14 protein-coding genes, 2 tRNA genes and 1 pseudogene are annotated in these 12638 nt (G+C 69.2%); 11 read left to right on the plus strand and 6 right to left on the minus strand.

The window, feature by feature from the left end:
* Positions 1 to 46 precede the first annotated feature (46 nt).
* A complete protein-coding gene (locus AB0H54_RS24805) occupies positions 47 to 1708 on the minus strand; it encodes a helicase HerA-like domain-containing protein (protein WP_357348225.1) in 1662 nt (553 codons plus the stop codon).
* A gap of 102 nt (positions 1709 to 1810) precedes the next feature.
* Here AB0H54_RS24805 and orn point away from each other — a divergent pair, with 102 nt between their 5' ends.
* The 3 genes from orn (at position 1811) to AB0H54_RS24820 (ending at position 4009) form a co-directional block, all read left to right on the plus strand.
* Entirely contained in the window at positions 1811 to 2449 is a 639-nt protein-coding gene (orn, locus tag AB0H54_RS24810; RefSeq protein WP_357348227.1) for an oligoribonuclease, read from the plus strand.
* 55 nt (positions 2450 to 2504) lie between these two features.
* Positions 2505 to 2577 (plus strand) — tRNA-His (locus AB0H54_RS24815).
* A gap of 121 nt (positions 2578 to 2698) precedes the next feature.
* Positions 2699 to 4009 carry an FAD-binding protein gene (locus AB0H54_RS24820; RefSeq protein ID WP_357348229.1) on the plus strand — a complete coding sequence of 437 codons (1311 nt, stop codon included), beginning with the start codon at positions 2699 to 2701 and terminating at the stop codon, positions 4007 to 4009.
* A 2-nt stretch (positions 4010 to 4011) separates the two neighbouring features.
* Here AB0H54_RS24820 and AB0H54_RS24825 read toward each other — a convergent pair whose 3' ends face one another.
* A complete protein-coding gene (locus AB0H54_RS24825; RefSeq protein ID WP_357348231.1) occupies positions 4012 to 4539 on the minus strand; it encodes a CGNR zinc finger domain-containing protein in 528 nt (175 codons plus the stop codon).
* A gap of 25 nt (positions 4540 to 4564) precedes the next feature.
* On the opposite strand from AB0H54_RS24825, the gene AB0H54_RS24830 reads away from it, so the two are divergent.
* Together AB0H54_RS24830 and AB0H54_RS24835 are read left to right on the plus strand one after the other, a co-directional pair.
* On the plus strand, positions 4565 to 4741 hold the full coding sequence (locus tag AB0H54_RS24830; protein ID WP_355276869.1) for a hypothetical protein: 177 nt from the start codon (positions 4565 to 4567) through the stop codon (positions 4739 to 4741).
* 108 nt (positions 4742 to 4849) lie between these two features.
* Entirely contained in the window at positions 4850 to 5203 is a 354-nt protein-coding gene (locus tag AB0H54_RS24835) for a hypothetical protein (RefSeq protein WP_218720864.1), read from the plus strand.
* Between the two features lie 64 nt (positions 5204 to 5267).
* Here the strand turns inward: AB0H54_RS24835 and AB0H54_RS24840 are convergent, their stop codons facing one another.
* Complete coding sequence (locus AB0H54_RS24840; RefSeq protein ID WP_355276868.1) at positions 5268 to 6476, minus strand: Ig-like domain-containing protein; 1209 nt, start codon at positions 6474 to 6476, stop codon at positions 5268 to 5270.
* Between the two features lie 353 nt (positions 6477 to 6829).
* Here AB0H54_RS24840 and AB0H54_RS24845 point away from each other — a divergent pair.
* The 3 genes from AB0H54_RS24845 (at position 6830) to AB0H54_RS24855 (ending at position 8570) form a co-directional block, all read left to right on the plus strand.
* Positions 6830 to 6902 (plus strand) — tRNA-Lys (locus AB0H54_RS24845).
* 619 nt (positions 6903 to 7521) lie between these two features.
* Positions 7522 to 8151, plus strand: coding sequence for a transglycosylase SLT domain-containing protein (locus tag AB0H54_RS24850; protein ID WP_355276867.1), 630 nt, complete (start codon positions 7522 to 7524; stop codon positions 8149 to 8151).
* 74 nt (positions 8152 to 8225) lie between these two features.
* Positions 8226 to 8570 (plus strand): hypothetical protein, encoded by a 345-nt coding sequence (locus tag AB0H54_RS24855; protein WP_355276865.1) that lies wholly within the window; start codon positions 8226 to 8228, stop codon positions 8568 to 8570.
* A 9-nt stretch (positions 8571 to 8579) separates the two neighbouring features.
* On the opposite strand, the gene AB0H54_RS24860 is transcribed toward AB0H54_RS24855, so the two are convergent.
* Entirely contained in the window at positions 8580 to 9200 is a 621-nt protein-coding gene (locus AB0H54_RS24860) for a LysE/ArgO family amino acid transporter (RefSeq protein ID WP_355276863.1), read from the minus strand.
* 72 nt (positions 9201 to 9272) lie between these two features.
* Here AB0H54_RS24860 and AB0H54_RS24865 point away from each other — a divergent pair, with 72 nt between their 5' ends.
* Entirely contained in the window at positions 9273 to 10172 is a 900-nt protein-coding gene (locus AB0H54_RS24865) for a LysR family transcriptional regulator ArgP (protein WP_357348234.1), read from the plus strand.
* Between the two features lie 25 nt (positions 10173 to 10197).
* Here AB0H54_RS24865 and AB0H54_RS24870 read toward each other — a convergent pair whose 3' ends face one another.
* Both AB0H54_RS24870 and AB0H54_RS24875 read right to left on the minus strand, forming a co-directional pair.
* Positions 10198 to 10542, minus strand: a complete 345-nt coding sequence (locus tag AB0H54_RS24870; RefSeq protein WP_357348236.1) for a zinc ribbon domain-containing protein YjdM — start codon at positions 10540 to 10542, stop codon at positions 10198 to 10200.
* A gap of 23 nt (positions 10543 to 10565) precedes the next feature.
* Positions 10566 to 11369 carry an alpha/beta fold hydrolase gene (locus AB0H54_RS24875; RefSeq protein ID WP_357348238.1) on the minus strand — a complete coding sequence of 268 codons (804 nt, stop codon included), beginning with the start codon at positions 11367 to 11369 and terminating at the stop codon, positions 10566 to 10568.
* Between the two features lie 101 nt (positions 11370 to 11470).
* On the opposite strand from AB0H54_RS24875, the gene AB0H54_RS24880 reads away from it, so the two are divergent.
* Both AB0H54_RS24880 and AB0H54_RS24885 read left to right on the plus strand, forming a co-directional pair.
* The gene (locus AB0H54_RS24880; protein WP_218720894.1) at positions 11471 to 11782 is read left to right on the plus strand and encodes a metalloregulator ArsR/SmtB family transcription factor; all 312 of its coding nucleotides are present in this window, start codon (positions 11471 to 11473) and stop codon (positions 11780 to 11782) included.
* 90 nt (positions 11783 to 11872) lie between these two features.
* Positions 11873 to 12638, plus strand: a pseudogene (locus tag AB0H54_RS24885) (hypothetical protein); the annotation flags it as partial.

The raw sequence follows: 12638 nt of genomic DNA on the forward strand, positions 1-12638 counted from the left end.
TCGCACGACCGGGGACGACCACCGGCCGTGCGATGACCGGTGCTCGCTAGCGCCGCCGCGTGCCGAAGATGCTGCGGCTGATCTCCCGGCCCGCCGCACTGGCCGCTGAGCGCAGGAAGCTCTTCACCGCCGGGTTCTTCATGATCCGCTCGGCCGCCGAATCCTCTTCCGGCTGTGCGCGTCCCGGCGCCCGCGGCGCCTCGGGGGCCGGATCGGCGGCGGCCACACTCGCCAGCAGCATCTCGTAGGCCGATTCGCGATCGATGCTCTGTCCGTACTTGCCCTGCAGCGGACTCGACAGGGCCTTGGACTTGATCGCCTCGTCGCCGATGGTGTCCATCAGCGAGCGCGGCGGCGCGATCTTGGTCCAGGCCACCGGGGTCGGCGCGCCCTTCTCCGAGAGCACGGTGACCACGGCCTCGCCGGTGCCCAGCGAGGTCAGTGCCTCCTCCAGGTCGTACACCGTCGACTTGGGATAGGTCCGCACCGTCTTCGACAGCGCCTTCTGATCGTCGGGGGTGAACGCGCGCAGCGCGTGCTGGATGCGCGCGCCGAGCTGGGACAGCACCGGATTCGGGATGTCGGTGGGCAGCTGGGTGCAGAAGAACACGCCGACACCCTTGGACCGGATCAGCTTCACCGTCTGCTCGACCTGCTGCAGGAACGCCTTGGACGCCTCGGCGAAGAGCAGGTGCGCCTCGTCGAAGATGAAGACCAGCTTGGGCTTGTCGACGTCGCCCACCTCGGGCAGCGTCTGGAACAGATCGGCGAGTACCCACATCAGGAAGGTGGAGAACAGCACCGGGCGCGCCGCCTGCTGGCCGAGCTCGAACAGCGTGATCACGCCCTGGCCGCCCGCGGTGCGCAGCAGATCGGCCGGATCGAGTTCGGGTTCGCCGAAGAACGTGTCGCCGCCCTCGGCCTCCAGGTTCACCAGGGCGCGCAGGATCACTCCCGCCGTCTGCGCCGAGACGCCGCCGATGCCCTTGAGGTCTTCCTTGCCCTCGGGGCTGGTCAGGTGGGTGATCACCGCGCGCAGGTCCTTGAGATCCAGCAGGGCGAGGCCGCGCTGGTCGGCCCAGTGGAAGATCAGGCCGAGCGTGGATTCCTGGGTGTCGTTGAGGCCGAGCACCTTGCTGAGCAGGATCGGGCCGAACGAGGAGATGGTCGCCCGGATCGGCACGCCGATGCCGCCGGTGCCGAGCGAGACGAACTCGGTGGGGAAACCGCTCGGCGCCCAGTCGGTGGCCCCGGTCTCGGCGGCTCGCGCGGTGATCTTGTCGTTGGTCTGACCCGGTTCGCTCAAGCCGGACAGGTCGCCCTTGATGTCGGCCATCACCACGGGAACGCCCGCCCGGGACAGGTGCTCGGCGATGCCCTGCAGCGTCTTGGTCTTGCCGGTGCCGGTGGCGCCGGCGACCAGACCGTGCCGGTTCATCATCCGCAGCGGAATCCGCACCCGCGCAGCGGGATCGGTGGCGCCGTCGACCATCACGGTGCCGAGTTCGAGCGCGGGTCCGTCGAAGGCGTAGCCCGCCGCGATCTCGGCGGCCGCGCCGGACGCCGCGGGCGCCTGCGCCGCTTCGGCGCTCGTCGCGGCGGCTTCCGCCTCGGCGGCTTCCGCGGCCGCGGCGGCCTCCGCGGCGACCCGCGCCGCCTCCTCGGCCGCCTTGCGGGCCGCTGCCGCCTTCTCCTGGGGGGTGGTCATTCGCGCGTCCTCCGTCTGGTCACAACTGCCGTACGCAAGAAATGCTCGAAACGTCTGCCGGGGAATTCCAAGCAAACTGTATCGCCCGTTAGGGTGGCTCAGGTGTCAGACAAACTCTTGGTCTGGATGGATTGCGAGATGACGGGGCTCCGCCTCGACAGCGACAAGCTGATCGAGATCGCCGCGCTCGTGACCGACAGCGACCTGAATATTCTCGGTGACGGTGTCGACATCGTCATCCACGCCGACGACGCGGCGCTGGCCTGCATGCCCCCGGTCGTCGCCGACATGCACGCGAAATCCGGTCTCACCGAAGAGGTTCGGCGCTCCACCGTGACCCTCGAGCAGGCGCAGGCCGAGGTACTCGACTACATCCGCCAGTACGCGCCCACCGCGCGCACGGTGCCGCTGTGCGGTAACTCGATCGCCACCGACCGCGGCTTCATCGCCCGCGACATGCCCGAACTCGACGAGCATCTGCACTACCGGATGGTCGACGTGAGCTCGATCAAGGAGCTGTGCCGCCGCTGGTACCCGCGCATCTACTTCGGGCAGCCGGAGAAGGGCCTGGCGCACCGCGCCCTGGCCGACATCAAGGAATCCATCCGCGAGCTCGAGTACTACCGCCGCACCGCGTTCGTGCCGCTGCCCGGCCCGTCCACCACGGAGATCGCGGCGGTCGCCGAGGCCGTCACCGAGGCCGTCGATGTCACCGGAACAAGCCCACGACCAGCCGATTAGGGCCTGGGGGCCGAGACAGGCTACTATTTACCGCGCCGGTGAATAACCGGTGATGGTGACTGTAGTTCAGTTGGTAGAGCACCAGGTTGTGATCCTGGCTGTCGCGGGTTCGAGTCCCGTCAGTCACCCCTAGTGAGAAGGCCCGGTCCGTAAGGACCGGGCCTTCTGCATTCCCGGCCCTTCATGTCACACTCGCGGCCCCGCCGTCGTCGACTCGGTGAACCACCGAGAGAAGTGAGGATTTCGAGCATGGGTATCGACGAACTGCGCGGCACCGTCCAGGGCACCGTGCTGCTGCCGGGTGACGCGGACTTCGAGCAGGCCGCCCGGCCGTGGAACGTGGCGGTGACCCAGTCCGTCGGCGCCGTCGTCACGGCCGCCGACGCCGACGACATCGCCGCCGTCGTGCGCTGGGCGGCCGGCGCCGGCCGCACGGTGGTGACCCAGCCGACCGGCCACGGCGCCACCGGCGACATCGACGACGCCGTGCTGCTGCGCACCGGCGCGCTCGACGACATCGCGATCGATCCGGCCGCGCGGCGGGCCAGAGTGGGGTCCGGCGCCCAGTGGGGCCGCGTGCAGGCCGCCGCGGCGGCGCACGGGCTGTCCGGCCTGGCGGGCAGCAACCCCGTCGTCGGCGTGACCGGCTACACCCTGGGCGGCGGCTTCGGCTGGCTGGCCCGCGCGCACGGCTGGGCGTCGAACGCGGTCCGCGCGTTCGACATCGTCGACACCGACGGCGTCCGGCGCCGGGTCGACGCCGCGTCCGATCCCGACCTGTTCTGGGCGCTGCGCGGCGGCGGTGGCGATTTCGCGATCGTCACCGCGCTCGAGTTCGATCTGGTCGAGCTGCCCCAGCTCTACGGCGGCCGGGTGAGCTGGTCGGCCGAGCGCACGCACGAGGCGTTCGAGCTGTTCACCGCGCTCACCACCGACGCGCCCGCCGAACTGTCGGTGTGGCTGCAGCGCTATCAGCTGCCGGGCGCGGCGCCGACGGTCGCGATCGACTTCGCCTACCTCGGCGACCCGGCCGACGGCCGCGCGCTGACCCGGGGCCTGGACGCGCTGCCGGGCGCGCTCGTCGACACCAGGGCGGCGATGACGGCCGACCAGCTCGGCACCATCACCGCCGAGCCGACCGATCCGAGTCCGTCGCTCTCACGGGGTGAGCTGCTCACCGACCTCGGCGACGCGGTGGTGAAGACGCTCATCGACGCGCCGGTGGCGCCGCTGCTCAACATCCAGCTCCGCGGCCTTGGCGGAGCGCTCGCCGAATCCGGCCCGCACGACGGCGCCCGCGGGCCGGTCACCGAGCCCTACGCGCTCTACCTCCTCGGCCTCGGCCTGCCGCATCTGGTCGACGACGTCACCGCGGGCTTCGCCACCATCCTCGACGAGCTCGGCCCGCACATCACCGGCGCCAAGCCCTACACCTTCCTGGCGCCCGGCGAATCGGCGAGCGCGGCGTTCGAGGCGGCGACGCTGGCCCGGCTGCGCCTGCTCAAGCAGGACCGCGACCCGCACGGCGTCCTGCGGGCCAACTTCCCGGTCCTGGGCTGACGCTATCGGGCGGCGGCGCGGCTCGCCCGATGTCTGCGCACGGCCGAGCGGTTCGCGCAGGCCGGGCTGCAGAAGCGCTGCCTGCCGTTGCGTGAGGTGTCGGCGTACACCCGCGCGCAGCCCTCGGCCGCGCAGCCACCGAGGCGATCCATGCCGAGCCCGGTCAGGTGCAGCGCGGTGCCGACGGTGATGAGCGCCGCGATCTGCCGGTCGGTGGGGACGCCGGGATCGCGGAAATGCAGGTGCCAGCCGTCGCCCGCGTGATCGGTCAGCCGGGGCGCCGAGGCGTACTCGCCGAGCAAGGTGTTCAGCAGGGCGGCGCGCGCGGTGTGGTCGGCGCATTCCACCACCCGGCGCCAGCGCGCCAGAAACGCCGTCACGGAGGCGAGATCGGCGGCGGTGGGCGCGGTGGCCAGCACCAGTCCCGACGCCACGCAGCGCTCGCCCAGCTCCGCCGCGTTGGCGCACGGCCGGTTGAGCAGATCGACGCCGAGCTGCACCGGCTCCCGTCCGTAATGGTTGTAATGCACAATGCCATTACATCAGACTCGAAGCATGACCAGCCACCCCACGCACACCTGGCGGATCGAGTCCTGCCACCGCACCAGCGAGGGCCTCGTCGCCTATCAGCGGTGCCGCTGCGGCGCCCGCCGCGTCGTCGTCGGCGATCCCGGCGTCAGCATCTCGGGCGAACTGCGCGGCCACGACGACGGGCTCGCCGCGACCGCCTGAGGCTCTCCGACCAGGGCCATGACGAACATCACGTTTGCCCGCTACACTCTGGACCACTGCCCAGATGTGGGGCATATCTCGTCAGCGTTCGACCGGAAAGACCACTTGATGAAGCGTTCCACCGTCGTCGCGGCCTTCGCGGCCGCCACCGCGCTCGGCCCGATCGCGGGGACCGCGGCGGCCGAGTCGCCCGGCCTGCCCCTGTCCCCGTATGTCGCCGCCGCGCCGACGGCCACCGGCGATTTCGGCCTGCCCAGCGACAAGCCAGAGTCCGGCTCGGCGCAGAGCGGCTCGACCACCGGCGTCGAGACCACCGGGTCCTCCGGCACCGGCTCGGCCGGCCTGCCCAATCTGGACCGGTTGCTGTTCGGCGGCCGCATCCTCTGCGGTGCCCTCGGCAGCGCGCTGGCCGTCGCGGGCGAGGCGATGATGGACTGCGCCGACCTGCCGACACCCGCCTGACCCACCCCGCAACGAAACGAAGGGCCACCGGAAATCTCCGGTGGCCCTTCGTTTGCCGTGTGGATCAGGGGGCGTCGGCGTTGCCCGCCTTCCATTCCGGCCACGCGATGTTCCAGTCGCCGAGGCCGTCGACACCGGACAGGGTGCCGCCGACGGTGTTCTTGATGATCGTGATGTCACCACGCTTGGCGTTCTCGTACACCCAGCGGGCGTTCGCCGGGCTCAGGTTCAGGCAGCCGTGGCTGGCGTTGGAGTAGCCCTGCTGCCCGATCGACCACGGTGCCGAGTGGAAGAAGATGCCGCTGTAGGAGATTCGCGTCGCGTAGTCGACCGGGGTGCGGTAGCCGTCCGGCGAGTTCACCGAGACGCCGTAGGTCGAGGAGTCCATGATGATCTTCTCGTGCCGGTCGCTGACGATGTAGATGCCGTTGTCGGTGGGCGTGGAATCCTTGCCCATCGAGGTCGGCATGGTCATGATCACCTGACCGTTGCGCTCCACCGTCACCTGGTGGGTGTTGTCGTCGGCGGTGAAGACCTGCGCGTCGCCCACGGTGAAGAACGAGTGGATGTTGTCCTGACCGAACAGGCCCTTGCCGAGGTCCTTGCCGTAGACGTTCACATCGATGGTCACCTTGGTGCCCGGTGCCCAGAAATGCTCTGGGCGCCACCGCACTTCGCGGTTGTTCACCCAGTAGAAGGCGCCCTCGACCGCGGGCTCGGTGGTGATCTTGATGGCGTCCTGGGCGGCCCGGCGATCGGGGATGTTCTCGTCGAACTGGATGGCCACCGGCTGACCGATGCCGACCACTTCGCCCTCGCCGGGCAGCAGGTACGGCTTGGTCTGACTGTTCGGGGAGCTCGTGGTGAAGCTGAGCGTCGTCGAGTTCACGCCGCCGAGGCCCATCGCCGAGGCCGTCAGCTGGTAGGTCTTGCCGTACCCGAGCACCTCACTGGTCGCCCAGGAGCGGCCGTCGGCCGCCAGCTGGCCCGCGACCGCGCGGCCCTCCCTGTTGGTCAGCGTGACCTCGGTGAACTTGCCGTCCTCGACCTGGAAGGCCATCGGCATGCCGGGCGAGACGCCGACCTGCCCGTCCTTGATGGTCGACACCAGCTTCGGCTTGATGAGTTCGGTGATCGGGTTGCGGTCGATCGCGACCTCGACCCCAGCGCCCTCGGCGGCCGAGCAGGCGGACGCGCCGAGCGCGAACACCGCCAGCAACGCCACCGGAACGATCGTCCGCAGCGACCGATGTCGCCCCCGCGTCTTACTCATGTCAACCCCGTTTCCGTACCGACGCAATAACTGTGTGCGCCGCAGATCCCACCGACGCCTATCGCTCGTGCCATCCGCGCCGGCGGGGGCGGACGAGATCGTCGTCCCGCCATTCTGCCAGCCCGCCCGGTCGCCACCAACGGGAAAGGCCCCGCGACACGACCAAGTCACAATCGTTAGATACGCGGCGGGGCCTCCGCCGTTAACAACACGAAGGGCTCGGCATTGCCGCTGGTCAGAGCCCGATTTCACTTTCCGGCCCCAAGCCTGTTAATGTTTGTTCCGCACCGGAGAGCGGGGCTGAGGGAGACACCGAGAGGTTCTCTCCCAGAGTCGCGGTCCGAGCAAACCAAGCGCCATTAGCTCAATTGGCAGAGCAGCTGACTCTTAATCAGCGGGTTCGGGGTTCGAGTCCCTGATGGCGCACAACAGACCGCATCCCGGCAGTTACCGAAACTGCCGGGATGCGGTCTTTCTACGTCCGGGTCGCCCGTTCGGTAACGGTCACGAGGTCGTTATCGAAATGCCATGGACAGCGGTCGTCACATCACAGCAGTCCCGATCCGGACACGCTGGAGCTGCGCAAACGCTCCCGAAACCAGATTTGGGCAAACTTTTTCTGTGACGCGCGGCACATCGTTCGAGGCGGCAAACCCCCTGCATAGATAACGATTCTGCAACTGCGCGGGGAACCGACCAAGATCGGCAGCGTTTGCCGTTCAGATTCCGTTTACCTTCTGTTCACCCGTCGTGACCATTCTGCAATCAGGTCACAAACAGACCTGCGGTTTGGTTAGCCCCGAGGTATCCAACTTCCGGAGCACAGAACCGAACAGCGCGTGGTCTCCCCGCAGCCAGCTGTGGAGCACCGTGCGACGCGCGGACCGCCATCGAGCGAGTCCGACCACTACAGCGTCGCACATTCCCATACAGACAGAAACAACACATCGCCTGACCGGCGTGCGCCGCTGCGCGCGCTGCGCGATCCACCGCGCCCCCATCGGGGCCCGCGGTCGCCAGACAGAGATGAAGGAACAGAACAGCAATGCTCAACAAAGACAAGCTCAGCACCGTTATCGGCCGTCGTTCGCGCCGTGAGGCGTTCACCGTGGCGGTCGCCGCGGTCGGTCTGGTCGCCGTAGCCGCGTCCTCCGCCGTCTCCTTCGCCGACGACAGCGTTCCCGAGCGTGCTGCCATGGTCGTCGAGCAGGCGGAGAGCATCCCCGCCGTCGGCGCCGCCCCCGCCGTCGAGGCGATCCCCGCCCCGGCCCCCGCGCCGCAGGCCGCTCCGGCCCCCGCGCCCGCTCCCGAGGCCGCTCCGGCCCCGATGCCCGAGCCCGCCGCCCCCGTCTACCCGGACAACCTGGACGGCTGGATCCGCCAGGCCCTCGACATCATGGCCGCCAAGGGCATCCCCGGCAGCTACGAGGGCATCCACCGCAACATCATGCGCGAGTCGACCGGTAACCCCCAGGCGATCAACCTGTGGGACTCCAACGCCGCGATGGGCATCCCCTCCAAGGGCCTGCTCCAGGTGATCGACCCGACCTTCGCCGCGTACCACGTCGAGGGCACCCCCTTCGATGTCTGGAACCCGGTGTCCAACATCGTGGCGGCCTGCAACTACGCGGCGCACCGCTACGGCTCGATGGACAACGTCAACAGCGCCTACTGAGCCAGCTGACGGGTGAACGCCCGCGCCCCGGTCATCGCCGACCGGAGCGCGGGCGTTCGTCGTAGAATCGCCGGGTGCCAGACAGCGCCGATCAGGCACCCGATCACGCGCATTCCGACGCGGCCACCGCCAGCCGCGTCGCCAAGGCCCGTCGGCTGGCCGGCTACCTCTGGGATCGCGATATCCGCGGTGCCGAACTGCTCGCCCTGCCCGCGGCCACGCTGCGCAAGCTGGCCAGGGCCGCCGACACCAATCCGCCGAGCACCGGCGAGACCTGGCAGGTGGTCGCCGATCTCCTCGACCAGAAGGACGCCTGGGCCGCCCGCAACCCCGGCCACGCCGCCGCGGTGCGGGCCAACGCCGACGAGAAGCTGCTGTGGGTGAAGCCGCCCGTCACCCCGTGGACCGCCGGGTCCTGAGCGGCGCCGTCAGGAGACGACCAGCCCGATCGCGAGCGCGAACATGATCACCGCGATCAGCGAATCGAGCACCCGCCACGCGCCCGGCCGCGCGAACAGCGGCCCCAGCCGGCGCGCGCCGTAGCCCAGCGCCAGGAACCAGACGACGCTCGCGAGCATCGCGCCCGCAGCCAGGAACCAGCGATCCGGGCTCGCGTAGGTACTGGCGAAGGAGCCGAGCAGCACCACGGTGTCCAGGTAGACGTGCGGATTGAGCCAGGTCAGCGCCAGGCAGGTGAGGACCGACGCCCCGACGGCCACCGAGGCGCCCGCCGCCTCGGCGATCAGCGCCGACGAACTCAGCGCCCGTCGCGCCGCCAGCAGGGCATAGCCGAGCAGGAACGCCGCACCCGCGTACCGCGCCACGATCAGCACCGCGGGCACGGCCTCGACGACGGTCCCGAACCCCGCGACCCCGGCCGCGATCAGGACGATGTCGGACGCCGCGCAGACCGCGATCACCGGCAGCACGTGCTGCCCGCGCACGCCTTGGCGCAGCACGAACGCGTTCTGCGCGCCGATCGCCACGATGAGCGAGAGCCCGAAGCCCAATCCGGAGAGGGCGGCCAGTGCCGCGGAGGATGCCGTCACGTCTTTCGACGTTAAGAGACCATCAATTTTCAGACCAGCTAATGATTCTTCACTACCATTAGAATTTCTTACATGGATCTCCAGCTGGACCAGCTGCGCGCACTGGACGCGGTCCTCACCGAGGGCACCTTCGACGCGGCGGCGCGGCGCCTGAGTGTCACCCCGTCGGCCATCAGCCAGCGGATCAAGGCGCTGGAGGAGGCGGCGGGCCGCATCCTGGTGCAGCGCTCGAAACCGGTGCGCGCCACCGAATCCGGGCTCGCGGTGCTGCGGCTGGCCCGGCAGGTCGAACTGCTCACCGGTGACACCGCCCGCGAACTCGGCGACGTCGACCGCCCCGCCGGGCGGCCCGCGCGGATCCCGATCGCCGTCAACGCCGACTCGCTCGAGACCTGGGTGATGCCCGCCCTGGCCGCGGTGGGCAGCGGGATCTGCTTCGAGCTGCACCGCGAGGACGAGGAGCACACCACCCGGCTGCTGCGCGACGGCACCGTGATGGCGGCGATCACCGCGACCGCGACGCCCGTCCAGGGCTGCAAGGTCGTCCCACTCGGCGCCATGCGCTATCAGTCGCTCGCGACCCCGGAGTTCGTGGCGCACTGGTTTCCCGACGGCGCGCGTCCCGACGCGTACGCGCACGTGCCGATGATCCAGTTCGACCGCAAGGACGATCTCCAGTTCCGGCACGTCGGCCGCCGGTCACCCCTGCCGATCGACCCGCCGATGCACTTCGTACCGTCGTCCAACGCCTTCGGCGACGCGGTGCGGCTCGGCATGGGCTGGGGCATGCTGCCCGACCTGCAGACCGAAAAAGACAGGGCCACCGGCACACTCGTCAATATCAGCGGGCACGCCCATATCGATGTCCCGCTGTACTGGCAGCAGTGGAAACTCGACTCCCCCGCCCTGAGCAAGACCGCGGCGGCCATCGTGGCGGCCGCCGCGGACAAACTGATCCAGCCGGCGCGCTGATCGGCGAACCGTCACGTGGCGGTGATCAGACCTTCTTCACCACACTGGACTTCAGCTGCATCGGGCCGATGCCGTCCACCTTGCAGTCGATGTCGTGATCGCCGACGCCCTGCACCAGGCGGATATTGCGCACCCTGGTGCCCGCCTTGATGCCGGTCGGGCTGCCCTTGACCTTCAGTGTCTTGACCACGGTCACGGTGTCGCCGTCGGCGAGCACATTGCCCACGGCGTCGCGGATCACGTCGTCACCCGCGTCGTCGGCACCCGCGGGTGACCACTCGTTGGCGCACTCCGGGCAGACCAGCAGGGCGCCGAGCTCGTAGGTGTATTCGCAGGAACAGGCGGGACACGGGGGCAGCGAATCGCTCATCGGTAGTCCTTCGGGGCGGGTGATCAAGCGGCGGAGAGGAATTCGACGAGGACGCGGTTGATCTCGTCGGGCTGTTCGAGGTAGCCGTAGTGTCCGCAGCGTTCGATCTCGGCGTAGCGGGCGCCCGGAATCGCCTCGGCGACCTCGCGGCAGAACCGCGGCGGCACCATCTGGTCGTCGGCGAATCCGACGACGAGGCTGGGCACGGTGATCCCACCGTAGGCCGCGCGCCGATCCTGGGAGCGGTCCATCCCCAGCTGGGCGCGGGTGCCGGGGGTGCCCTTGCCCGAGGTGAATTCGAAGATGTCGAGCCACTCCTGGGCCTTGGCGGGGTCGGCCAGGGTGTGCGGGGACAGGTTCAGCATCGCCTTGACCGCCGCCGCGTACTCCGGCGGCAGCGCAATTCCCTTGTCGAACAACGCCTGTTCACCACGGTTGAGCGTGCTCGACACCGGATGCGGCCGCGCGGTGGCGGCGAACATCACCGCCTTGCCCAGCAGTTCGGGCCGCGCCAGCGCCAGCTCGGCCACCACCCGCGAGCCCATCGACGTCCCGACCACGTGCGCGGGCGCGCCGAGATGCTCGATCAGCGCGGCCGTGTCGCCGACCAGGTCGGTCATGGTGATCCCCGCCGCCGATTCCGAGGACGGCGCGATCCCCCGATTGTCGACCGTGACCACCTGGAAGCCCGCCTTCACCAGGGCGGGCACCTGATAGGTCCGCCAGACCCGGCCGGGACTGCCGCTGCCCATCACGAGCAGGACGAGCGGCCCCGACCCGGTGACGTCGTAGTTGAGCTGGATGCCGTTGAGCGAGGCGAGGGGCATATCTCTCCTGTTAGCCTGTTTGCTAAAGTTAGAAAACACCATACCGCCACAGCAGGACGGGGTTCGCCGCGGTGCCAGGACTGAGCAGGCCGCTGTACCAGATGAAGGCCGACTTCTTCAAAACCCTCGGCCACCCGGTCCGCATCCGGGTGCTGGAGCTGCTCAGCGAGCGCGAACACGCGGTCTCGGAGATGCTGCCCGAGGTCGGCGTCGAGGCAGCGAACCTGTCCCAGCAGCTCGCGATCCTGCGCCGGGCCGGATTGGTGACCGCGCGCCGCGAGGGACTCTCGGTGACCTACGAACTCACCTCGCCACGCGTGAAGGAGCTGCTGATCGTGGCTCGCGCGATCCTCACCGGCGTCGTCGCCGGACAGGCCGAACTCCTCGAGAACCCCGAGTCCACCGTGGCCTGATCCCCGCCCCCTTTCCCTGCCGCTCCACCGCCACCACTGATTGCAGACTTTCTAAACTAGCCACCTAGCAAGTTGACAAGGAGAACATCCGTGACCGCGAGTTCCGCGCCGACGACGGTTCCGACCGACCATCCGGCCATCCTGCGCTGGGTCGACGAGATCGCCGCGCTGACCACCCCCGACCGCGTCGTCTGGTGCGACGGGTCCCGTGCCGAATGGGATCGCCTGACCGGCGAACTCGTCGAAAAGGGCACCTTCGTCCGGCTGACCGGCAAGCCCAACTCCTTCTGGTGCGCCTCCGACCCCGACGACGTCGCCCGCGTCGAGGACCGCACCTTCATCTGCTCCGCCGACGCCGCCGACGCGGGACCGACCAACAATTGGGTCGACCCGGTCGACATGCGCACCGTCATGACCGAGCACTACCGCGGCGCGATGACGGGCCGCACGATGTACGTCATCGCCTTCTGCATGGGCCCGCTCGACGCCGCCGAACCGAAGTTCGGGGTGCAGATCAGCGACTCGCCGTACGTGGCGGTATCGATGCAGATCATGACCCGCTCGGGCACCCCGGTCTGGGAAAAGCTCACCGGCGAAACCGAATTCGTGCGGTGCCTGCATTCGGTCGGCGCGCCGCTGGCGGCCGGCCAGGCCGACGTGCCGTGGCCGTGCGACAGCACCAAATACATCGCGCACTTCCCCGAAGCACGCACCATCTGGAGCTACGGCTCCGGCTACGGCGGCAACGCCCTGCTCGGCAAGTCGGCGCGCCGCTGGCGGCCGGCCAGGCCGACGTGCCGTGGCCGTGCGACAGCACCAAATACATCGCGCACTTCCCCGAAGCACGCACCATCTG

It is taken from the genome of Nocardia sp. NPDC050718, from assembly GCF_040654235.1.
Lineage (GTDB): Bacteria > Actinomycetota > Actinomycetes > Mycobacteriales > Mycobacteriaceae > Nocardia.